Origin of the sequence: Mycoplasma nasistruthionis (assembly GCF_006228185.1) — a bacterium.
GTDB lineage: Bacteria > Bacillota_I > Bacilli_A > Mycoplasmatales > Metamycoplasmataceae > Mycoplasmopsis > Mycoplasmopsis nasistruthionis.
Genome location: NZ_CP040825.1, coordinates 142,653 through 165,613 on the forward strand (window position 1 = coordinate 142,653; position 22,961 = coordinate 165,613).

The following is a 22,961-nucleotide window of genomic DNA, read 5'->3' on the forward strand; positions in this document are numbered from 1 at the left end:
AAGCAATAAAAATAAAAAAATATTTGTATAATATTACTACACAGTAATAAATAGAAAGGAAGCTTATGCAAATCACAAAAAATTATATTTTTTATCTACATAAGATAATATTCAAAAAGAAAAGTTCATTTGTAATTCCGGTTATTTGGCTGGTTATTTCAGTTCTTTTGAGTATTATTTTTAGTTTTTTATCATTTAATAATAAGATTCAAAATTTTGTAATTTATAGCGTGGTGTTTGCTGAAATAATTTTTACAATTTTTTATGCAGCTTTAAAATCATTAAATATTTACAAAGATCTAGAAGAAGAAGGGGTTGAGCTTTTAACTTATGCTAAACCAATAACACGTAAGCAAATATTCGCTGGAAAATTAAGTGTATTTTTAATTTTTGGTGTATATTGAGCCTTAACCACCTTATTTAGTAACTTATTTATTTCTTTAGCTGTTAAGTCAAGTTATGTTGCTGGAATTACGTTTTTATCATTAATTGTATTTTTCTTTGCTTATATAATTTTTGGAATGATTTCATCAATCATTGGTTATAAATTAAATGGAAAAATAGCAATAACTATTCCGCTTGCTGTTTTATCACCGTTAGTTATCGGGGGAACAGTTATAGCATCACAAAGTACTTCAACAGTCAATAATACAGCTTTTTATTTAAACAGGAAAGATGCTCAACAACCTGCTGGAAATCAAGTTAATGCTAACTTGTTTTATTTAAATAACAATAAAGACAACTTGATAATTATTCCTAATGGTTATACTGCAAATCAGTTTTCTGAAAAACAATTGCAATATCTAAAAACTGCATTCAGTTTATCAAAAAACTCAGCATCAAGCTGACAAGGTTATTCATGAACAGTTGTTCCATATCAAATGTTAGATTTATTCAACTTTGAAAACCAAAATATCTTTGATACTTTTGCATCAAGTCAAGTAAGCAATTTAGATAATTATTTATATAACAAAGACAATTCTTCTTTTATTTATAGTTATGATTTAAAACTAAACCAAGGTTTAAAATCATATCTTGTAGATACTTCGATTGATCCATCAGTTGTTAAGTTAAATAAACGTTTCTTAGTCCCTGGAGCTTTAAAAAATTATTCTCAAATTAATAATTTAGCTAATACAGACATTATTTATGCACGCGTTGGTGCTGATAATTTTGATATTGAATATCCAGAAGACAAATATACTTATGCTACAACAAATAATTTGATTGGAAAATTAAAATGAAGTTATATTAAAGAGTTGTTAGATTCAAAAGTCTTTAACGACTATGCCAAAGGCTTTTTCAACAAATTATTAGAAGAAAATGAAGAATTAAAACAAGCTTCTTATTCAGAACTAAGATTAATTAAATCAATCTTGCTTTCAAGTATAGAAAAAGAATTAAATAATCCACAAGCATTAATTAACCAAATAATTGTACCTGAAGTAAGTGTACTAAGAGAAGATGCTATTAAAAATCAAATTATCACAACTGAAGTGGAAAAACAAGTGTATTTAGCAACTGCATTTATTTACTATCTATATTTCACTTATACAAATAATTTATTATCAGATGCAATTTTAGTTAATGATTCATCAGAAAATGATCAAAATGAGGACAATCAAACAAATTACAATTTTACACCTTCAACTTTCAGATTCCAGTTTGGTGAATTTGTCTACAACATAGGTGGATATGGAAGTTATACAGCTAAACAACAAATTGTCAACAATAAAGTTATTATTCGTTACGATTTAAACAAAAGTAATAATTTCTTATTCCAACCACTAGAGCAATTTGCATCAATTAATCGTAATAAACAAATCATAAATAAATACGGATACATTGGTATTTGAGTAGTTTTAGGTTTTATCTTTATTTTAATTAACAACGTTTTATATATCAAAAAGGACTATAGATAATGAATATTTTACAAGTAAATAATTTAACTAAGATTTATAAAACAAATAAAGATAAAAACCGTGGAATTTTTGGTGTTTCATTTGAAGTGAAACAAGGTTCATTTCATGCTTTTATAGGTGAAAATGGTGCAGGAAAAACAACAACAATTAAATCAATTATTGGTTCTTTTACAGACTATCAAGGTGAAATTTTAATCAATGGCATTAATGTTTTAAAACCTGAAGCTAAATCAAAATTAGGTTATGTACCTGAAAACGCAATTTTTCCGAAAGAATTAACTGTTTGAGAGTATTTGTATTCGCTAGCTTTACTTTCAGGAGTAAATAAAACTCAAGCAAAAAACAAAATAGAAACATTTTTAGAAAAATTTGAAATCACAAATCTAAAAAACGCTAAACCAAGCAACTTTTCATCTGGTCAAAAGAAAAAAGTTTTATTAATTCAAGCTTTATTAAATGACCCGGAAATTATTATTCTAGATGAACCAGCTGCTAACTTAGATCCTACAGCGCGTTATGAACTGTTTAGTTTATTAAATGAACTACACGCAGAAGGCAAAACCATTTTAATTAGTTCTCACGTTTTAAGTGAAATAGACAAATATGTTGATTCATTTACCTTAATTCATAATGGCTCAATCATTTTAAGTGGTGACAAAACTCAAAGTTTAGAAAGTATTTTCTATGAAAAAATTATTAAAGCTTAGTGCCTTTATTCCGTTAGCTTCTATTTTTACGTTAGTTTCGTGCAATCAACCAATTGTTCCAGAAACTACAAATTATCAACTTAAAACAAAACAAAAAAGCTTAAATCAAGAACTTTTAGACAAAATAGTCAAGGAACATTATTTACCAACTGATAATTTTGCAGCTAAAGCTTACATCAATAATCAAAATAGTATTGACGATGGAATTTATGTTGAACTAAAATCATCCCTAATTTTTGCATCTATTATTAATAGCGATGTTTTAGCAAACTCTGGACCAAAAAGAGTTTTAGTCGGTAAGGGAATTAATGCTATTTCAAACACTTTAAACAATGATTGATATTTTTATTTAAATAATTTAAATAAATTTAATTACATTTTAAATCCATTTGGAAGCAGATATATAGATTTACATGTTGATCAAGATGAACAACAGCAAAAAATAAATCCAAAAAGCACACAAGCACAATTTGAATATGTCAATAGGAAATATAATTCAGCCAATTTAGAACTAAAAAACCCTAAAATACTGTCAATAACAGAAAAAATTTTAACTAATCAAAAAGCTGATATTTATAACAATAAATCTGTCATGTACTTAAACATAGAAAATAATTACATTATTCCGGTTTTCAAGTACCAAGCAGATAACAATTCAGCAACTAAACTGTTTGTTTCACCAGATATTATTTGAAAACAAAATCCAGATTTATCAATTGAGAATTTAATTAATCAATTTCATGATGCTTTTCAAAATTCTTGAAGTGAATTATTAAAAAAAGAATATGACTACAACGTAGAAATTGAATCTTCAGACCCTGATATTGTCTACAGCCAATTCAATGATGAAAATCTGTTTAAACTTTATAAAAACAATAACTACAACGAAATAACTAGTTTAGCAATTGCCAAATTAAATCAAGATCAATTAAACGCATTTAGATATACATGAGGTTATGTTTATGAAAACTAAATTTCTAAAATTATTTGCCTTATCATTAGCTCCTGTAAGTGTTTTGACAACTTTAAGTTGTAAAAATACAAAAGGAATGGAAGCTTTAGATTCGCTAGTAGATCATAAAACCAGAGTAGAAGTTAAAGAAGATGATAAAAGAGCAAAACAAACTGAAGAATGATTAAATTCATTGCTTAAAACTTATGTTTATAAAAATAATCAAATTGAACTTGATAAATATGTTTTTTCACAAACAGACGTTGATGAAGTTGAAAAAATCAAAGCTGAATTAAATAAAATGAAACAACAATATGAACTTTACTTTCCGGATGCGCAAATTGCTAAATTACAAAATCAGCTAGATGAGGCCACAAAACTAAATGTCTTTTTATCAGGCGCTGAATTAGAAAAAAATAAACAAAAAATTGCAGAACTGCAAAATCAAATTAATTCATTACAAAATCCGTCAGACATTTTAGGAACACCAATAACACGTGAAAGTTTTGCAGTTAATCGTTTTCAATTTTTCCAAAAAAATTGATTATTCGTTTTAAAGAATTTAAATTTATTTAATTGAACTTTTGCTGAATGATTCACAAACCCTCTAAATTCAGATGGCATCAAGCCTTCAGAAGAATATTTAAACAATTTAAAAACGCTAAAACCTTATAGCCCATACTCGGTGACAGATAATTATCTTGATGAGCTAATTATTGGTCAAGAATCTAGTGAATTACCTAATGCTGTAGCAATTTATATAAGAAAAGGAAAGTTAATTTTTCGCTTCATAATTGAAAATATTGAACCCGATCAAATTGGTAAAGTTAATCTAAAACCATTAAATTACTACTTTGGTGCTTCTAAAGCAAATGTTATATCACTAAACCAAATTTCAAACATTATTCACCAGGGTTATATTCACGAAAATAGAAGTCAGATTGATGAACTAGAAAACAAACTAATTAAAGAAGGAAGATATGGTGAACCAGCAATGGTTTTTCCAATAATTAAATAATGAAATCACTTACAAAATTAATTGGAATCATTGCTTTAGGTATTGGAATTGGCGGTGCTATTCCACCTATGGTTTATTCCTTTAACTCACAAGCTAAATTCAAAAACAAAAATACTGAATCTAGCCAAAATGATTCTGAATCAATTACAAGTTTTAAACAAGTTCAAACTGATAAAAAATTAGTTAATGCTCCAGAAACAGAACTAAAAGTTGATCAAGCTTTATCATGAGACAATTTTATAGCTCAAGACAGTATTAATCAAATTTTGGATTTAATATATCCAAATAAAGAATCTAAAGAAAACTACATTCAAAGTCAAAAAGAATTAGGTGATGATTATTTATTAAAAATTCAAAGTGCATTACGTTATTCAAATAATGTCACTCAATCATTTGTACCAGCTGAATTTGATTTTTCAACATTTAGCTTAGTTAAACCATATCCTATTAAAGAAGGTGATAAATTATTAAATGAAATGTCTACTAAAAACTGACTATGATATTTATTTAATTTAAACAATTTTTCTTTAATTCAAGTTAGTGAGTTTACGCGTGATTTTAATAATAATGAAGAAGAATTTGAAAAGAAAAGTCTTGAAAATGCACTTTTATACAAGATTTTTATAAAATTAAAGAGTAATCAAATTAGTCAATTTGTGGTTCTAAATTCAGTTTATGATGATGAAAAATCCATTTTCTTATTTACGAGTGAAGGATTTATTTTAAAAATGAATCTAGAAATATCTACCGATTCAGAAACTAATGAAACAACAACCAAAACAGAACTATTAACTTATATTGATTCCTTTCCAAACTTATTAAAAGCACAAGATCCAAATTCTATTTTTGATTTAAATAAATATGTGACATTATTCGGTGAATTTGGTAATGATGACACCGGTAAGGCAGAGTCGCCAAGAATAGCCTTTTTAGACCATTATGGAGCTACTAGATTGCGTTATACAGCAATCGATGTAAATAAATAAAATATGAAATTATTTAAATTTTTACCCTTATTATTACCTTTAACAATTATTTCTGTATCTGTTTCTTGCAATCAAACAAGTGATACAAATGCAAAACCTAGACTTTACAAAAAAGATAATGTTGAAAAAATTAGCACTTATTTAACCGAAAATAATTTATCTTTTTCAAGTGCTCAAAAACAAGCTTTAGATAATATAACAACTTCATCGTTACAAGAATTAAAAGAAAAATTAAAAAGCATTAAAGACGCCTTGATTAATGCTAAAAACAACAATCAAACAGATGTTATAACTCAAAATGAAACTAAATTAAAAGATTTAATGACACAAAATGCCTTAGTTTTTTTAGCTTATCCAACTCATTTTAAGCACATTTTCTTTGACTATGCACTTTTAACTGATAATACTGACCCAACTAAACCGGTTCATTCACCTAGATATAGACACTTTGCTTTAGGTGAAACAAACAGCTTCAACGATCAACCGAATGCTCATAAACACAATAATTACAATAAAAATGAATCAGCATTTAAAAACCTACAGGACATTTCATTCATCAGCCAATTAAGAGAGTCTAATCAATATCGTGGCTACAAAGTGTTTTATGTTACAATTTACAATGCTGTATTTACTTTTTTAGTAAAAGATAATAACTTAACTTTACAACCATTTTTAATAACTTTTACTAAAGCTAAACCAAACGTATCAATAGATGGAGATGAACTTTATCATTTTATGGATAAAGACAAAAACACTTTAGAAAACGCTGATATTCAACAATTCGAAGACAGATTTATTACTCCTGAAAAAGGTTATCCAAGTTATTCAATATTGTTTTAATTTAATGAAAATTGCATTTAAAAATTCGGAATTTCAATCCGAATTTTTTGTTTTTAATTTTTACCAAAAAGCCTGTCTCCTGCATCTCCAAGACCAGGAACTAAATAACCATGCTCGTTTAATTTTTCATCTAAAGCACCTAAATAAATTTCTATATCAGGATTTTCCTTTAATAAATTATCGACACCAACTTGACATCCAACTACACCTACAAATTTGACTTTTAAGCCAGTGTCACTGTGTTTTTTGATTAATTCAATAGCTTTATTGGTTGAATTACCAGTTGCTAAAATAGGGTCTAAAATAATTACAGTTTTATTACTTAAATCACTTGGTAACTGGTTTAAATAAATTTCAGCCTGTAATGTTTGTTCATTTCTTTTCAATCCAATAAAACCTATTTCTGCATCAGGAATAATTGAACTAAAACCATTCAATAACCCCATTCCAGCTCTTAATAAAACAACTAAAACAATTTCACTTTTTAACTTATAACCCAGTGTGCTAGTGATGGGAGTATTTATTTGTTCAGTAATAGTTTGCAGGTTTGAAGTGGTTTCATAAACTAATAATTGTGCAATTTCATTTAATGTAGTTTTAAAAAGTTTTTTATCTGTTTTTATATTTCTTAAAGTTGTAATTTTAGATTGGATTAAAGGATGGTTTAAAACTGTTACCTTCATAAATTTCCTTTATTAATTTTAAAAATTATAAAACTTTTTAGTTAAAAAATCTCTTTGTTTAGTAAATTTTGAACTTCTGCAAATTATTTAATCTGGTTTCTTATTATTTTTGTCACTAAAATATTTGCATTAAAAAAATTCCATTCACTCAAAAAGGGAGTAAAAATTTTTAACCCACAAAATAACATTAAAAAAATTCAAAAAAATGCACTTTAATTTCTTATTAAAAAATGTCAAAAAATTTCTTGACTGATTAAAAAACTTTGTTATTATATTTATGGACTAGAAATAGTCCGTATATACTGCTAATTTTTAATTTATAGTAAAGGTATTATCTTTCTATTGTTATTAATTTACATTATTAAGCAAAGTCGCATTGCTTAATAATGAACTACATATTTGTTTTTATATAATGACTTTTAAATTCAAATAAGTTTATTTTTTGTTTTTTATTTATTTTTATATTTTATTATTTTAATTTTCTTATATTTGTTGTTAATGGTTAGTCGCAGATCATTAATCTTCTATTTTCAAGAATTAGAAAATATATATCACAAGTCTATATTTTTATAACATATAGTTAAACACTTTTCCACCGGGCATCATCCGGTGGTTTTTTCATGTAAAAAAACTTAGCAAAAAAACTTTTTTAGTTCACTTTGTGTTTTTGCTTATTTACTTAATGTATGACAAAGAAAATATTGCTGGCTACAATATGTTTGCTGATTTGCATTGGTGCAACAATTGGAATTGAAAGATTGATCAACACAAAAGTTGTCACATCAAAACAAAAACAATTCAAAACTTATTCATATAAAGTTACTGGTGCAGTATTTGATGATTCAAAAGTAACTGTAGTAAATCCTTTATCATACAGACAACTATTTTTTCTGGTTGGAGTTAGCCCATACAGTGATTTATCAGATTTTGATTTAGATGAATTAGCTCCTGTAAATCAAGAAATTTATGTACCTGTTTCAGACTATAAATTTAGTTGAGAAGACTTCAAATCAGAACAAGATTTTAGAAACGTTGGAATATCATATAAAGACTCTAACATTCTATTTAAATATAAGTCACAAGGACATGAAATCACTTCATGAAAACAATTAAATTATTTGCGTGGCGTATCTACCAAAAGCAAGCTAGCTTTAAAAAATCTTTTAAGATTAACTTAATTTGAATCAATGGATTTTTAATGATTTCCTTGTTTAGTTTAGCTTTAAATAATTGATGATGATTTTATTTAATTTCATTAGCAATAATTTTTCTTTTAAGCCTATGGCTTAGTGCTAAACACACAATGTTATTTGTATTTGGATTGGTGATTTTTTATGGCGCAGTTTCTATTCACAATTACTTAAATTTTGGACTTTTACACAACAAAGATAAAATTTCCTCTAATTTCACAGTTGTTGATTTATCAAGTAAAGCAATTTATTTACAAGACAATTTAGGCCGAAAATTTGCACTGTGAAAAAATAATGTTAAAATCCCTATTTTCATTTATCAAAAAATATATGTTCAAGGCTACATTTATGAAATAAAAGTTGAAGGAAATTATTTTTTAGCCAATGGTATTTATTATGCCATTAAACCTAGTTTAATCAAGGATGTAGAAAATTTAATCAATTTTAGATTTCACTTTTTTAAGTATTATTCAACAGTTGATTTTATATACAAAGAATTAATTTTACCCCTATTATTTGGTTTTAATTTGCAAGACCAAAACCAGTTAATTTTAAATATGAAGCAACTAGGTGTTGTTCAATTAATAGTTGTTAGTGGGTTGCATTTTACAATCGTTTACAATGTTTTTAAAGCTCTTTTTCATAAAGTTGACTCGTGCAATATCATTGCATTAATTTTGCTTAGTTTATATTTCTTTATGTGCAAAAAATCTGTTTCAGTTTTCAGGGCTTATTTGTTTATTTTAATTAGTGAAATTAGTAAACAAATTACATTTCTAAAAAAGAAAGTAAATTCAAATTCAAGCTTAACGCTGTTAAGCTTTCTGTTCTTATGCTACAATCCCACAAATGTCTTAAATATAGGTTATTGACTTTCGTTTTTATTAACTTATGTCTATTTAACCTTAAATAGTTCTTCAAATAAAGATGATGAAAAAATGACTTTAAAGCAAAAGATTAAGGTTCATTTTAGTAATTGCTTGTTAATTTGAATTTACTCATTTGTAATAATATTGACTCAAAATTCAGAAGTCAGTTTATTTTCATTCTTTTATTGTTTGATTCTAACACCTGTTTTTGAACTAGTTTTGATTTTCTTTACCTTGTTTTTCTGAGCTAACCCATTTTGCATAGCGGTCGGGCATTCATTAAATAATGTTGTTAGTTTTTTAACAAATTGAAACTATATAATCGGTTGAAATTTTAGTTATTTGAAACTTGCAATTTATTGCATAATGTACCTTTTCTTTGTCTGATTTAACTTCACAAAAAAGTTTAAATCTAAACAATTAAAACAAAATTAGTATAATTAAAAAATGAAGTTAATATATGGTGAAGACAGATTTTTAATTGAGCATAATTTAGGTTTAATTAAGTCTCAATATGACCCAAATCAAGTGGTGATTTTTCAAAGTGAGCCTGACTTAGAACAAGTTTATCAAGCCTTAAATAACAACAGTTTATTTGCATCAAAAAAACTTATTATTATTCCGGATATTATAAGTGCTGAACGTAAATTCTCTAAAAATGATGAACAAAATACACAACTAGAACTAATTCAAAAAATTGCATTTGCAAACAGAATTGATGAAATAGTTTTTGTGTTTAATTCAAAAGAGTTGCTAAATAACGCTTTTGTTAAAAAAATAGCAGAAAGCAGCGAAACAATTATTTGCAATAAACTGTCAAACGAAGAATTAATTGGTATTGCAGTTAATAAATTTGGTGAAAATAGCATTCCATACAAATACACAGATGTAATGTACTTAATTAGTGTTTTACCCAATAATTTAAGCATTATAATGAACGAAATAGAAAAAATTTGTTTGTTAAATCAACCATTAAGCATTGAATTAATTGATAGTTTTATATCAAAATATGGTAGTGATGATCCGTTTGAATTTTCAAATGCCATTTCTAAAAATGATTTCAATTTGATTTGACAAAAATATTTACAAAAAAAAGAAGCTGAAGAAAATATTTCACTAATAATTTATTCAATTACAAACACTTTTAGCCTTGTGAATCAGATATATTGATATAAAAAAAGCAATTTTTCTATTTCAAAAATTGCAGCAATTTTAAATATGAACGAAAAAAGAGTCAACATTCATTCTTGAATTTTGGATAAATACGGATATAAACGTGTTTCTAAAATCTTAACCAATCTAGCTAGGCTAGATGTGGAAATTAAAACTACAAAAATGGAGGGATATGAAGTTTTTGAAGCTTTCTTGGTCAGAAATTTCGCCAACTAATCAAAGTTCTTTTCTATTTTTAGATCCTAATTTTGTTTATCACAAAGATTTAAGACAAGTTCAAAAATATTATCAAAACATAACGAAGCAAGTGCAATCTGTCAAGGATTTCAAATATCCTATTACAATCGTTTTGCCAGATTTATATAAGTTTTATAACCTAGATTTACTAAGATTAGATGAAAATGCAGTTAGATTAATTGAACAGCAAAAACAATATTTACGTTACTTTGTAGAAAATTTGATAGATTACAAAATAACTTTTGCAGCTCGTTTAATTTTTAATAACATAACTTCCTTAGGTCAGGTCTTAGAAAAAAATAAAAAAATAAACGAAACTGAAATTAGTGAATTTAATCCTAAAAATGATTTAACACATTATAACGACTTGCTTTTAACAAAAACTGTTGAACTACATGAAAATGAAGATGGAACAAATCATTTAGCCAATGATATTAACAACATATTAAATCATTTAAACAAAGAATTCAAGGTTAAAAACTTATTTATTGAAAACTTGAACGACTATTTTGTTGATGAGCAAAACATTATAGATTTAGAAACTTTATCCTTCCTAGAAAAAACATTTGAGAAAATTTTAGAAAAAGAAGAGACTGAACTTTTCTTTTATGAAAAAAATATAAAAATAAACAAAAAACTTTTATTTTTCTACAAAAAATATTCACTATTTACAAACTTAAATTTTAAAGATAATTTATACCTTACTATTTGTGAAATTAAAAAATTAGTTGACAATAAAATAATTCCAATTATTAAAATTGATCAATACTTTGACAAACCAGGTGATAGCATCATTTATCACATGGAAAAATTGAAAAGAGTTTTTGATTGTCTTAGTTTTTTACAACAACCATTAAGTATTTATTTTAGTCATTTATCCTATCATGTTTCAACGTCTTTAAACAACGTTTATAAAGATAATATTTTTAGCTCAGTAATTATGAGCTACTATGGAGCTTGTTTGTATAAACAAAAAAACATTTTTCCTTTAAGTTCGCCAAAAAATAATCTAATGTTTTTCAGTAATAAAAATTGACTTTATGTCAATTTGAAAAACGAAACTCAGAATTATTTTATGCTAATGAATTTAACAAATGGTAAAAGAAAAATTTGAAGCATTTTTAAATACTTCAAATTTTATAAAAATTAAAAAATCAAATCTTAGGAGCTTATAAAACTGAAATAAACGAAATTAAAATTTAGTTTTATTTCCAATTAATATGCTTAAATAAGCCCTTTTTATGCGTGAAGAAGTGTATCTTCTGCTCGTGCAAGCTTTTATAAAATCGTCATAGTTACTATTTAATTCGACTTGTTTTTTAAATAGATTTTCCATCCCTTCAGAGATCATGTTGTATTTTGCAAGACTCTGAGGGGATTTTTTTCTAACTATTTTTCTAAATTTTTCATATGTAAATGCTATGTCGTTTTTAGGGCTATATTCAATAGTCATAGGTGTAAAAGGCGAAATATCTTGATTTAGCTTTACCATTTGTCTAATTTTAGTTGCGCTAGCAAACTGGTCTTTGGCATCAGTGCTATGAAACGGAATTGTTCTTTGAATAGAAATTGGTTGAATTTGTAAATTATGTTTATAAATTGTTTTGACATATTCTAAACCTAAAATATCATTTGGCATCGAAATATCTTGGCCGATCAATTCGTTTAAGGCTAAATTTGTGGCCCTTGGAAAACTGTTAGCTCCTTTTTTAAGAAACTGCTTAACAAGTTTATTATATTGATCAAGATTTTGATAAATGCTTTTGGCTATTTTTTTAAATAATTCAACGTTATTAGTTTCAGAACCAAAAACTAAATAATCAATTTTCTGTTTTGCCAATTCTAGCACTGAAAATTCAGCAAAAATGTGTGCTGCTTGACTAGAATATTTATCTGATAACTTAATAACTTTATTTACTCCATATTTTTTGGCAATTTTACTTCTTTGCTTAAAAGAAGCAATGTGCTTTTCACCTCTTTGAGTAAATTTATCAGTTAAAATAACTATGATATAAGGGTTTTGGATATTTTCTTTAATTCAATTGATTTGGTAAATATGCCCATTGTGAAACGGATTGTATTCTGCAACTATTCCAACCCTATTGACTTTACCTGTGTTTTTGGTTTTAAAAAAGTTTTTAATTCTGTTTCATAAATTCATAATTTAATTATATTATTTAATTAAACAAAATTCTATCTGTTTAAGCCTTAAAATATGATGTTTTAAGAGTTAACAAAAATGGAAAAATATACTTAGCAAATTGGGTTTTTGTATTATAATATTCATACTATTTAATAAATGAATTTATTTGCTATTAAATAGTCTAACTGTTTCGATTTGTAATAGATAAAACTAAGTTTTATCAGTTAAACTATGATATAGCAAATTGCAAACAATTCATAGTATAAAATTCACTTAAGATTTTGATAATAATATAATATTTTCATGTAAAGGGAGGTGACTAATGGCTATAGTTCCAAAACGTAAGACTTCTAAACAACGTAAACACAAAAGAAACTCACACTCTGCTTTAACTCCTATGAATCTTGTAGAATGCAAAAACTGTTCAAACAAATACGAACAACACGTTGCATGTAAATTCTGTGGATTCTATAAAGGTAAAAAAGTAGAAGGTTTTGTTGCTTTACAAGATCGTCAAAATTAATTTGCGAAAACGACTGAACTATTCAGTCGTTTTTTCTTTTTTAGTTCATTTTCATTTTTTTCTTATTTATTAAATGGAGGAAAAATGAAAATTTATTTAATTGGTGAAATAGTTCACAAAAACAAATCAAACATTATATTGGAGTCAAAAGGTGAAGGATACTTATTCACTGTTCCATGTGAAGAACGCTTCGAGGTGGGACAAAAAACTAAATTATTTATCTTCAATTATCGAACAGAATATTCACAAAATAGCTATGGATTCAAAGATTTTAAAGAGAGGCTTTTATTTATCGATCTTATATCAATTGAGAAAATAGGCCCAAGAATAGCTTTAAATTTATTAGATAAAGGTTGAGAATATATAGCAGAATTAATAGCCACAGACAATGTGTTAGAATTAACTAAAATCCCATTAGTCACAGAAAAAATGGCTAATTTAATTTCAGTTCAACTGCAAGAAAAATGAAGCAAAATTTATTCAAATCATGCACAAAAAGATAATAGCAAGTTTCAAAATCAAAATGATGCATCTGACGCATTATTGCAATTAGGGTTTAAGAAAAATCAAGTTGATTATGCCCTAAAACAAATCAGAAGTAGTCAAATGCAATTTAACAATGTTGATGACTTAATTGAAGAAAGCATTAAAATCATAGCAACACAAGCGAGTGAAAATGCAACTAGAACTCAGACCGCGTAATTTTCAAGAATTCATAGGTCAGCCGAAACTAGTTAAAACTGTTTCGGCAATGATTGAAAGTTCTAAAATTCAAAATAAACCACTTGATCACATACTGCTTTATGGAATGCCTGGTATGGGTAAAACAACCTTAGCGACTATAGTTGCTAATGAGCTTAATTCCAAAATCCACTACATTCAAGGCGCAAACATCGATAAAAAAGCTGATTTAATTAGTGTTTTATCAGTCATAAATGAAAATGATATTGTTTTTATTGATGAAATTCATAGCATTAATAAAACAGTTGTTGAATTTTTATATAACGCTATGGAAGATTTTGTTTTTGACTTAATAGTAGGAGCAGACGGAAACAGCAGAGCTATGAGAATGAAACTCAAACCATTTACTTTAATAGCAGCTACTACTAAGCTAAACGAAATACCACAGCCGTTAAAAGACCGTTTTGGATATGTTGCCAGATTGGTTAATTACACTGACCAAGACATTTTAAAAATCATCAATAATACTTGTCAAAAAATGGAAATAAACCTAGAAAATGAGCATCAAAAATTAATTGCTAACTATTCTAGACAAACACCTAGACTGGCAAATCATCTTATTGCTAGAGTTAATGATTTTGCTATAGCGCAAAATCAAGGCAATATAACCAAGAAAACTATTAAAAAGACTTTTAAATATCTAGATCTTTATGAACATGGTCTGACTAAAGACCATATTGAATACTTAGAAACCTTAAAAGATGGATTTGATGAGCGGTTTGTTTCTTTAGATACAATAACCGGATTATTATTGCACACTAAAGAAACGATAGTCAATGAAATTGAACCAGTCTTACTATTTCTTAAATTAATTCATAAAACTTCAAAAGGTCGTCAAATCACGTCAAAGGGAATTGATTACTTAATTAAACAAAAAATTTTAGCCTAAACTTAGTGTATATTATTGATTTTTTCAAGCTGTTTTAATTTGATTTTGGTAAAATTGATATAGTATGAAAAATAGGATAAAAGAGTTTTTAAAAATAACAAACTTTAAACGTTTTATCATTGGATTTATTACTATTTTTTCTGCCTTAATGGTGATAGTTTTTGGAAGTGTATTTTACGTTTCTAAAAATGTTAACAAATCGCTTGATTATGGTGGTGGAATAGAAGTTTTAATTCAAGTTAAGCAAGATCAAAAAAATGCTGATAAAACATTAACTGAACAAGTTAATAAGTCATTATTTAACCGTCTAACTGGTGGTACCGGATTAAACGGAATTTCCATTTCATCAGAAGGTGATGGGAAAATCAGGATTACCAAAAGTGGTCAAATAACAGACTCGCAGCGAATCGCTTTTGAAAATGAAATTGTTGATAAACCAATTTTAACCATAACTGATGCTGAATTAAGACCATTGTTTTATGATGGCATATTCACTGAAGATGGTTCATTAGAAAAAGGAAATTCAACAAACTGAATTCCTCCATTCAAAGCTGATTCAGCTAAAGCAACAGCTAATCAATCATCAGGTCAATACATTGTTGAATTAACTCTACAACCTGATGCAGTTGTTGAATGAACAAAAGCTACAAAGTATGTTTCAGAAAAACCTGCTGGACAAAACAGAATTTTAATGTGATTAAACATTGAAAAGTTAATTCACTTAGCTAAAACTGAATTTCCAGAAGACTGAAAACAAGCTAATGAGAACTTATGAAACTTTATTCATGTCAACAACTCTCCTTACACAACTGTTACTAATCAATTTGGTCAGCAAGAAAGAAAAGCTAATGAATTGAAAAAGTATCAATTTGATGCAAGTCAATTTTTAATTAGTGATGCACAAGTTTCAGCACCACTTAATCAAGCAAATATTCAAATTTCAGGAAACTTTACAGCAGCTACTTCGACAGAATTAGCTAACAAAATTAATTTCGGTTTAAGCAACTACGAATTAAAAGTTTTATCAAACATTTATTTAGATCAAAGCTTAAATAACTCAGCATTTTACTACGCTATGTTAGCTGGAGTTGTAATTTTTATAATCATTTCATTCTTTATGATTGTTAACTATGGGCTATTGGGTGTATTAAGTACAATTTCAATTGCTTTATATATCTTTTTAACCTTGTTAATTTTTACAGTTCTAAGAGGTGAATATTCACCAGCAACAATTGCGGCTTTAATTATAGGTATTGGGATCAGTGTTGATGCCAACGTTATTACTTATGAACGGTTAAAACGTGAGATGTATAGTGGCGACGCTCTCAAAAATCATATCGTAATGCCAACCGGATGTCAATATCATCCATAATTGATGCTAACGTTACAACTATAATTGTTGGATTTATCTTATTTTACTTTGGTACGAAAGATGTTAGAGGATTTAGTATAACTTTAATTTTATCTATCTTATTCACGCTTTTAGTTATGCTAGTTTTCTCAAGATTTTTAGCGACATTATTAGTTAATTCGGAATTATTTGAAAACCGATTATATTTATTAGGTGTTCGTAAAAAATACATTTTAAATCAAACAAAATTAGGTGGATTTGTAGAAAGAAATGATTTCTTAAAACAAGCTAAATATTTTGCAGTTGGTTCGCTTGCATTCATCATAATTGGATTAATAGTGTTTGGTTCAATTTCTGGAGCTCAAAGTGATGCTTGAGCCGGATTTAATCGATCATTAGAATTTTCAGGTGGGACAAATATCAATATTAGTGCTGATCCTAGTTCATATCTTTCACAAAATGAAGCGCAAAATATTTTAAATCAACTAAAAAACAATGCGACAACACTAAATATTAAAGATGCAGACTCGGTGTTAAGTATGAGCAAAATTAGCTCAACAAGTGATAATTGAGCTATCATTCTAAAAACTTCACAAGAAATTTCGCCCGAACAAACTCAGCAAATTTCTGAATTTGTTAGATCGATTGATGCGCAGTTAAAAGTTATAAATTACACCATATCAACTTCTGAAGCGTCAAAATTAGTGCTTAATTCAATGTTGGCAGTAGGTTTAAGTTTTATCGGAATAGTTGTTTATTTACTGCTAAGAATGAATTGAACTTATTCTATTGCAGCTATTATTGGTTTATTACATGACTTTTTAATGGTTTTAGCATTTATTGTAATCGCAAGATTACAAGTTTCAGCAATCATTATTGCCGCAATGCTTTCAATCTTAGGTCTAAGTATTAATGACACTGTTGTTACATTTGACAAAATCAGAGAAACAATCAAAACAAAATATCCAAACAGAATATTAAGACAAGAAGATATTAAATCAATTGTAAACTCATCAATTGCAGAAACACTAAAAAGAAGTTTATACACTTCAGGAACTACAATTGTAGCCATTTTAGTTTTATTGGCATTTTACGATGCAACTAATTTCTCATTTAATATCGTTATGTTGTTCGGAATTTCAATTGGAGTTTATTCATCAGTATTTATTTGTTCATGAGTTTGAGCAAAACTTGAATTAATCCGTCAACGTGGAATTGAAAAAAGAGCCAATAATGGTTTCTGAAATATAAATAAACCAGACGAACAAACTTTTAATGGAATAAATGATTATGTTTAATCTTTCCAGAAAATTTCCATAAAAAACAGGAAAAAGAGGACTAAAGTTTTTTGTTAGTTCTCTTTTTTCTTTTTTAAAAAATTATGTGTATCATAAAGGTATGAACCAAAAGAATAAAGGAATGTTTTTAGAAAAAATTTTAAACAGAACCATCAGGGTTTTATGAGAAAATGAAATTGCATTTATCGAAAAGAAATCTATTCCTATTTCAATAATCAGTTTCAATAAAACAACAGATAATCAAGTAATTAGCAAATTTAAACACCATAAATCAACTGTGGATTACATTGGAATGTATAAATCTAAATTTATTTGTTTTGAAGCAAAAACTACAAACTTAGACAATCTTCCAATGTCTAATTTTAAGGAGCATCAAATAGATTATTTAAATTTAATACATAATAATGGTGGTATAGCTTTTGTTGTCGTTTATTTTAGTTTGTATAATGAGTTTTATAAAGTATCAGTTGAGTTAATTAAGGAACATTATAAACAAAATAAGTCATTAAAATATCTGACGGTAAAAGAAAATTCAAGACCTCTAAGTCTTGAATTTCCAGGATATTTAGATATTGTATAGTGAGATTAAGCTTTGAAATCAACTAATTCTTTTAAGTATTTAGAAGGTGTTCATTTAACAACTCTTTTTTGTGGGATTTCGATGTAATCTGAATCTTCTTCTGATTTTTTAAATTTATTCACCATTGTACGAGCAGGTTTTACAGTTGTTGAAAAAATTCCCAATTGTGATAATCTAACTTTATCTTCCATAATTAGTTGTTCTTTTAATACGAAAACCATTGCATCAAAAACTGTTTCAACATCTTTTGGTGATAATTCTGTTCTATCCGCAACTTCTGTTAAGAATTCTTTTTTTGTCATTATTGTGTTGCTCCTTAAATTTAAGTATATCTTTATTATATAATAAAATAAATTTTTAAGCCTGAAAATAGGAAATAAAAGTTCATTTATTCAATTTTAAAATCTAAATGTGTTACAGCCATTGTGAAAGATTTAATTTTTCTAAAACCTATATAGCAACAGGCTGCTTCTATCATTTCATTGTCTGGGATAATTATGGGTTTCATATCCTTCGCAAGTAGTTCGCTTGATAACTTAGAAATAGCGGTGCATAAAAATTCAGACTTATTAATATCCAATTCACCAACCCATTCTGCTGAAATATTGACAAAGTTTTTAACTTTTGAAACTTCGGTTGATAAAGCATGATAGTTGCCTTTTTGATCTTTTGACAGATAACCATTAATAACGCCTCTTTTAAAATCATTTTTCAACGTTTGTAAATCATAAGGTTCTACTTGATATTTGTCATCAACATTATTCAAAGTAGCATTCTTTATTTTTAACACGTGTTTTAAGTTGTTTTTATCAATCTTTTCAAATTGGTTTAGCAATGACCCTGGGTAGTAATGCTGTTCTTCAAGAAGTAGAATATCTCTTTTATTAAAATCAATTCATAGATTGTACATGTATGACAAAACATGCTCCATTTCTTTTGCTATTTTATTTTCATAAATATAAATTCTGGGGATGTTAAATTTTATTAATTTGTACAAAAACAATCTGTTAATTGGGACTAATGAATAAATTGTTAAAATTTTACCCACAAGAACATAAATTGATACGATTTTATCTTCTTTAAAATCTATAAATAGTTTAGGCTCACCAGGCTTATCGTTGGCATAACTAGTGAATTTTGTGTTCTCAATTAGAGAAATAATAAGCACGTTTTTTAGAGCGTTATTTTTATAAAGATACTCTATAATTTTAGTTTTTTGCTTATCATATATTTGAATCGGTTCCTTCACGCCTTTATTATAAAATAATTTATATTATGTACTTAGATTAATGTAAAATTATAGTAAATTTACCTTATTAAGTCTATTAAATGTGGGAAAAAATGAAATAATAGGAGGTCAAAATGGCTAAATTCATTGATGAGATAAAAATTGAATTACAAGCAGGAAAAGGTGGAAACGGAATGATTTCATTCCGTAGAGAAGCACACGTTGATAAAGGTGGTCCAGACGGTGGTGATGGTGGTCGTGGTGGTCACATTTATTTTGTTGGTGATAATGGAAAAAACACTTTACTTTCACTTTACAAAAGCAAAATAATCAAGGCTAAAGACGGAGTAAATGGTGGACCAAAAAATTTATATGGTGCTAATGCAGAAGATACATATGTTAAAGTTCCTGTTGGAACATTAGTTTACAACACAAAAAACAATAAATTGATTGCTGATGTAATTGAAGCTGACAAACCATATTTAGTAGCTGCTGGCGGAAAAGGTGGACGTGGTAATAATAAATTTAAAACAGCCAAAAACACTGCTCCTAGAATTTCTGAAAATGGAATGCCCGGAGAAAAATATGAAGCACAAATAGTATTAAAAATCTTATCTGATGTCGGTGTTGTTGGAAAACCATCGGCAGGTAAATCCACATTTTTAAATGCTTTATCAAATGCTAAAGCTAAAGTTGCTGATTATGAATTCACCACATTAGTTCCACAATTAGGTATGGTTTCATACCATGACAATTCATTTACAATAGCTGATCTACCTGGATTAATCGAAGGCGCTTCATTAGGAAAAGGATTAGGAATTCAATTCCTAAAACATATTGAACGTTGTAGAGTTATTGCACATATAATTGATTTTGGTGATCCTGAAAAAGATCCAATTAAGGATTATGAATTAATCAATAATGAGCTAAAGTCTTATAACCTAAAATTAGAGCAAAAGAAAAGATTAGTAATTGCTAACAAAATGGACTTGCCTGATTTTGAAAAACATTTACAAGAGTTTAAAGTTACTTATCCTGACTTAAAAGTGGTTTCGATTTCCGCAATATTACATGAGAACTTAGAACCTGTAAAAGATGCTTTATGAGAATTGATTTCTGCAAATGATATAGAAACTGTCGAAGAAGAAGATGACAATGAGGTAAAAGTTATTGAATTTGAACCTGATTATGTAATTAAAAACATATTTAAAGGTCATTGAGATATAAGCGGTAAAAAAATACTGGAACTATATAATAAAATTCCGGTTAATACATTTGATAATTTGATTAGATTCAACAACATCTTGAAAAAATGGGTGTTTGAAAAGATTTGGTAGAACGTGGAATTCAAGTTGGAGATGTAGTTACAATTTACGGATTTGAATTTGAATGAACTAATGAAAATTAATTTGGAATAAAAAAGAAGCAATAAATAAAGAAATTTATTTATTGCTCTTTTTGTTATCACATTTATTTTTACAACTAGAATATACCTTTAAGTTTTGTTTTTTCTAGTGTTAATTTATTGGTGTCAAAAATGATTTTTTGACATTTTGAAACAACTGCATCAAAATTTTTTGCTTCTTGTAATTCTAATGTTTTAAGCGCTAGAACGTTAGATAGAATTGAACGGTTCATAACAGTTGTTTCATCTGTTGTTTCTGCATGAATATCATCTTCAGTAATGTTTAATAATTTGATGATACTTATAACTTTATTAAAAAAGTTTCTAATACTTTTCACGTCATCACTTTGAATAACATGAGTTGTGAGTTCTTGTAAATTTTCTAATATATATTGGTGATTTTGAAGCTTAGCAATAGCACCTTTTATTTTGCTTTTTTGCAAAATAATTGTTTCAACTTGCTGATACATTTGGTAAAAATCATCTTTATTTTCAACAAATAAAAACATTTTAAACACATCAGCTTTGTTGTAAGAAATAATTTCGTTGATTATTATTTGCTTGTGCTGATTAGTTAATTCTGGTAGCTTTTTGGTTAGCATGCCATTTTCCATTAAAACTAAAATTAAACCAAATCCAGCTGCTAAACGACCAGGAGCCAAAACGGGCTCATTTTTATAATTAATATATGAGCGTATATAACGCCCAATTACCTTGTTTGATAAGCATTGCTGAAAATAATTTTCAGATTCTAAGCTTAAAAAAACATTTTTTAAAGACCATTGTGCCCTTGGGTTAATAGGGTATTTAATCTTTTTGAGTTTTAATTTGACTAAATCCTTACACTTAACACCGAAAAAAATTTTTAAAGCATATGTTTCTAAGTCAGGATTTCAACCAACAAAGGTTATGTGGTTTTTAATGTTGTTTGGTGTTAAATTCAGTTCTGTAATTTCACTAATATCTTCAATAAGTTTATTTCTGATTTGTTGAATTAAATTATCAATATTAAAATTTGAAAAATCAGCAATATAACTTTTATGAATTACTTCATCGTTTTTTAAAACGGCTACAGTATAGTTGTATGGAATATCAGTATAAGGTATATCAGTCTTTAAAACCGATTTAATATGTGTAATAAAATTATGTGAAATAGCTTCAAAATCAATAAAAACTTCCGTTTTTTTAATGGTTTTCATTACAAATTTTAATCATTTCTACAAATTGCTGTGCATCTAATGAAGCGTTTCCGACTAAGAAACCATCAACATCAGAAATCTCACTAAAAAGCTTAATATTACTTAGATTTACACTGCCCCCATATAGAACTTTGCTTTGATTATGGGTTGTTTCCTTAATTAACTTTGTAATTTGAATTATAAACTCTTTTGATGCTGAATGACCTGTACCAGTAGCTCAGATTGGCTCATAAGCTATTAGTACTTCATTTAGCGGTACATCTTTTGTGGCTTTCTTTATTTGACTCAAAATGACTTGTTTTGTCAAATTATTATTATATTCAGATAGTGTTTCTCCGACACAAATAATTGGGGTTATCTTATTTCTTAGAGCTATTTTAACTTTTTGATTAACTAGCTCGCATGTTTCTGCATGATATCTTCTACGCTCATTGTGACCTAAAATTATATATTTCACGTTTAGATCACTAAGCAACTCGGCTCCAATTTCGCCCGTAAATGAACCCTTTGAGTTTATTGAAAGATCTTGAGCACAGGACAAGAAATTAGGAATTTTTAAGTCTTGGAATAAACTTAAATTAGTATAAGAATTTGCTATTCCAAATTCAGTGCTTATCTTTTTTTGCAAGTTATTTTCTTGATATAACTTTAAAAAATCAGATAAAAATGCTTTTGATTCAGAATAGGTTTTATTCATTTTTCAATTTCCAATAATTATTTTAGATGACATAAAAACCCTTCTTATCAAAATGTGTTAATAATAACACATAATATAAAAAAAGCACTATTATACAAAATAGTGTCTATTTAATTCCTGGCGGGATAGAGCGGATTCGAACCGCTGCGCGAGTTGCCTCGCCTATAGTCTTAGCAGGACCACCTCTTCAGCCTCTTGAGTACTACCCCATATATAACTATTAAATTCTATCACAGTTTTAAGATGTAACCAATCAAATTCTGTAATTTTTATTCAATAGCGCTACAACACTATTTTAATTATTTTAATTAAATTCAAAGAACAATTTTG

Annotated in this window: 24 protein-coding genes and 1 tRNA gene; 18 read left to right on the plus strand and 7 right to left on the minus strand. The window is 27.2% G+C overall.

Going from position 1 to position 22,961, the window contains the following annotated elements; translation table 4 throughout:
• Nucleotides 1-65 precede the first annotated feature (65 nt).
• Genes FG904_RS00565 through FG904_RS00590 form a run of 6 tightly spaced genes read left to right on the plus strand, consistent with a single transcriptional unit; the run spans nucleotide 66 to nucleotide 6,425 of the window.
• The gene (locus FG904_RS00565; protein WP_139591997.1) at nucleotides 66-1,922 is read left to right on the plus strand and encodes an ABC transporter permease; all 1,857 of its coding nucleotides are present in this window, start codon (nucleotides 66-68) and stop codon (nucleotides 1,920-1,922) included.
• Nucleotides 1,922-2,629 (plus strand): ABC transporter ATP-binding protein, encoded by a 708-nt coding sequence (locus tag FG904_RS00570; RefSeq protein ID WP_139591998.1) that lies wholly within the window; start codon nucleotides 1,922-1,924, stop codon nucleotides 2,627-2,629. Before FG904_RS00565 ends, FG904_RS00570 begins: the two co-directional genes overlap by 1 nt.
• Nucleotides 2,607-3,602, plus strand: a complete 996-nt coding sequence (locus tag FG904_RS00575) for an aromatic motif membrane protein (protein ID WP_139591999.1) — start codon at nucleotides 2,607-2,609, stop codon at nucleotides 3,600-3,602. Before FG904_RS00570 ends, FG904_RS00575 begins: the two co-directional genes overlap by 23 nt.
• Nucleotides 3,592-4,599 (plus strand): aromatic motif membrane protein, encoded by a 1,008-nt coding sequence (locus FG904_RS00580; RefSeq protein WP_158290320.1) that lies wholly within the window; start codon nucleotides 3,592-3,594, stop codon nucleotides 4,597-4,599. The genes FG904_RS00575 and FG904_RS00580 overlap by 11 nt, the downstream gene beginning before the upstream one ends.
• On the plus strand, nucleotides 4,599-5,585 hold the full coding sequence (locus tag FG904_RS00585) for an aromatic motif membrane protein (protein ID WP_139592001.1): 987 nt from the start codon (nucleotides 4,599-4,601) through the stop codon (nucleotides 5,583-5,585). The genes FG904_RS00580 and FG904_RS00585 overlap by 1 nt, the downstream gene beginning before the upstream one ends.
• A 3-nt stretch (nucleotides 5,586-5,588) precedes the next feature.
• Nucleotides 5,589-6,425, plus strand: a complete 837-nt coding sequence (locus FG904_RS00590) for a hypothetical protein (protein ID WP_139592002.1) — start codon at nucleotides 5,589-5,591, stop codon at nucleotides 6,423-6,425.
• A 53-nt stretch (nucleotides 6,426-6,478) separates the two neighbouring features.
• Here the strand turns inward: FG904_RS00590 and upp are convergent, their stop codons facing one another.
• Entirely contained in the window at nucleotides 6,479-7,108 is a 630-nt protein-coding gene (upp, locus tag FG904_RS00595; protein ID WP_139592003.1) for a uracil phosphoribosyltransferase, read from the minus strand.
• A gap of 686 nt (nucleotides 7,109-7,794) precedes the next feature.
• Here upp and FG904_RS00600 point away from each other — a divergent pair.
• From FG904_RS00600 to FG904_RS00615, 4 genes are read left to right on the plus strand one after another with little or no spacing between them, the layout of a single operon-like run.
• On the plus strand, nucleotides 7,795-8,286 hold the full coding sequence (locus FG904_RS00600) for an MAG0490 family ComEA-like DNA-binding protein (RefSeq protein ID WP_139592004.1): 492 nt from the start codon (nucleotides 7,795-7,797) through the stop codon (nucleotides 8,284-8,286).
• Nucleotides 8,208-9,602, plus strand: a complete 1,395-nt coding sequence (locus FG904_RS00605; protein ID WP_139592005.1) for a ComEC/Rec2 family competence protein — start codon at nucleotides 8,208-8,210, stop codon at nucleotides 9,600-9,602. Before FG904_RS00600 ends, FG904_RS00605 begins: the two co-directional genes overlap by 79 nt.
• A 12-nt stretch (nucleotides 9,603-9,614) precedes the next feature.
• Nucleotides 9,615-10,556 (plus strand): DNA polymerase III subunit delta, encoded by a 942-nt coding sequence (gene holA, locus FG904_RS00610; RefSeq protein ID WP_139592006.1) that lies wholly within the window; start codon nucleotides 9,615-9,617, stop codon nucleotides 10,554-10,556.
• Entirely contained in the window at nucleotides 10,513-11,727 is a 1,215-nt protein-coding gene (locus tag FG904_RS00615) for a hypothetical protein (RefSeq protein WP_139592007.1), read from the plus strand. Before holA ends, FG904_RS00615 begins: the two co-directional genes overlap by 44 nt.
• Before the next feature lie 42 nt (nucleotides 11,728-11,769).
• On the opposite strand, the gene FG904_RS00620 is transcribed toward FG904_RS00615, so the two are convergent.
• Entirely contained in the window at nucleotides 11,770-12,738 is a 969-nt protein-coding gene (locus FG904_RS00620; RefSeq protein WP_139592008.1) for a nucleotidyltransferase, read from the minus strand.
• Nucleotides 12,739-13,042: 304 nt separating this feature from the next.
• Here FG904_RS00620 and rpmF point away from each other — a divergent pair, with 304 nt between their 5' ends.
• The 6 genes from rpmF to recU all read left to right on the plus strand — a co-directional run bounded on the left by rpmF (nucleotide 13,043) and on the right by recU (nucleotide 18,102).
• Complete coding sequence (rpmF, locus tag FG904_RS00625) at nucleotides 13,043-13,243, plus strand: 50S ribosomal protein L32 (protein ID WP_139592009.1); 201 nt, start codon at nucleotides 13,043-13,045, stop codon at nucleotides 13,241-13,243.
• Between the two features lie 84 nt (nucleotides 13,244-13,327).
• The gene (ruvA, locus tag FG904_RS00630; RefSeq protein WP_139592010.1) at nucleotides 13,328-13,945 is read left to right on the plus strand and encodes a Holliday junction branch migration protein RuvA; all 618 of its coding nucleotides are present in this window, start codon (nucleotides 13,328-13,330) and stop codon (nucleotides 13,943-13,945) included.
• A complete protein-coding gene (ruvB, locus tag FG904_RS00635) occupies nucleotides 13,920-14,873 on the plus strand; it encodes a Holliday junction branch migration DNA helicase RuvB (protein ID WP_139592011.1) in 954 nt (317 codons plus the stop codon). The genes ruvA and ruvB overlap by 26 nt, the downstream gene beginning before the upstream one ends.
• A 64-nt stretch (nucleotides 14,874-14,937) precedes the next feature.
• Nucleotides 14,938-16,245 carry a hypothetical protein gene (locus tag FG904_RS03365; RefSeq protein ID WP_246051808.1) on the plus strand — a complete coding sequence of 436 codons (1,308 nt, stop codon included), beginning with the start codon at nucleotides 14,938-14,940 and terminating at the stop codon, nucleotides 16,243-16,245.
• Nucleotides 16,227-17,522: a protein translocase subunit SecF gene (gene secF / locus FG904_RS03370; protein WP_246051809.1), complete on the plus strand. Its 1,296-nt coding sequence runs from the start codon at nucleotides 16,227-16,229 to the stop codon at nucleotides 17,520-17,522. Before FG904_RS03365 ends, secF begins: the two co-directional genes overlap by 19 nt.
• 100 nt (nucleotides 17,523-17,622) lie before the next feature.
• Nucleotides 17,623-18,102: a Holliday junction resolvase RecU gene (recU, locus tag FG904_RS00645; RefSeq protein WP_139592012.1), complete on the plus strand. Its 480-nt coding sequence runs from the start codon at nucleotides 17,623-17,625 to the stop codon at nucleotides 18,100-18,102.
• Between the two features lie 5 nt (nucleotides 18,103-18,107).
• Here the strand turns inward: recU and FG904_RS00650 are convergent, their stop codons facing one another.
• Nucleotides 18,108-18,494 carry an HU family DNA-binding protein gene (locus FG904_RS00650; protein ID WP_338044345.1) on the minus strand — a complete coding sequence of 129 codons (387 nt, stop codon included), beginning with the start codon at nucleotides 18,492-18,494 and terminating at the stop codon, nucleotides 18,108-18,110.
• Complete coding sequence (locus FG904_RS00655) at nucleotides 18,491-19,351, minus strand: hypothetical protein (RefSeq protein WP_139592014.1); 861 nt, start codon at nucleotides 19,349-19,351, stop codon at nucleotides 18,491-18,493. Before FG904_RS00655 ends, FG904_RS00650 begins: the two co-directional genes overlap by 4 nt.
• A 113-nt stretch (nucleotides 19,352-19,464) precedes the next feature.
• Here FG904_RS00655 and obgE point away from each other — a divergent pair, with 113 nt between their 5' ends.
• Both obgE and FG904_RS03430 read left to right on the plus strand, forming a co-directional pair.
• The gene (gene obgE / locus FG904_RS00660; protein WP_338044336.1) at nucleotides 19,465-20,667 is read left to right on the plus strand and encodes a GTPase ObgE; all 1,203 of its coding nucleotides are present in this window, start codon (nucleotides 19,465-19,467) and stop codon (nucleotides 20,665-20,667) included.
• Entirely contained in the window at nucleotides 20,643-20,738 is a 96-nt protein-coding gene (locus tag FG904_RS03430; protein WP_338044337.1) for a DUF1967 domain-containing protein, read from the plus strand. Before obgE ends, FG904_RS03430 begins: the two co-directional genes overlap by 25 nt.
• Nucleotides 20,739-20,812: 74 nt before the next feature.
• On the opposite strand, the gene FG904_RS00665 is transcribed toward FG904_RS03430, so the two are convergent.
• From FG904_RS00665 to FG904_RS00675, 3 genes are all read right to left on the minus strand, one after another.
• Complete coding sequence (locus tag FG904_RS00665; protein ID WP_139592015.1) at nucleotides 20,813-21,934, minus strand: DUF2779 domain-containing protein; 1,122 nt, start codon at nucleotides 21,932-21,934, stop codon at nucleotides 20,813-20,815.
• Nucleotides 21,921-22,631: a triose-phosphate isomerase gene (gene tpiA / locus FG904_RS00670; RefSeq protein ID WP_158290322.1), complete on the minus strand. Its 711-nt coding sequence runs from the start codon at nucleotides 22,629-22,631 to the stop codon at nucleotides 21,921-21,923. Before tpiA ends, FG904_RS00665 begins: the two co-directional genes overlap by 14 nt.
• A gap of 118 nt (nucleotides 22,632-22,749) precedes the next feature.
• A tRNA-Ser gene (locus FG904_RS00675) sits at nucleotides 22,750-22,840 on the minus strand.
• Nucleotides 22,841-22,961: the final 121 nt, after the last annotated feature.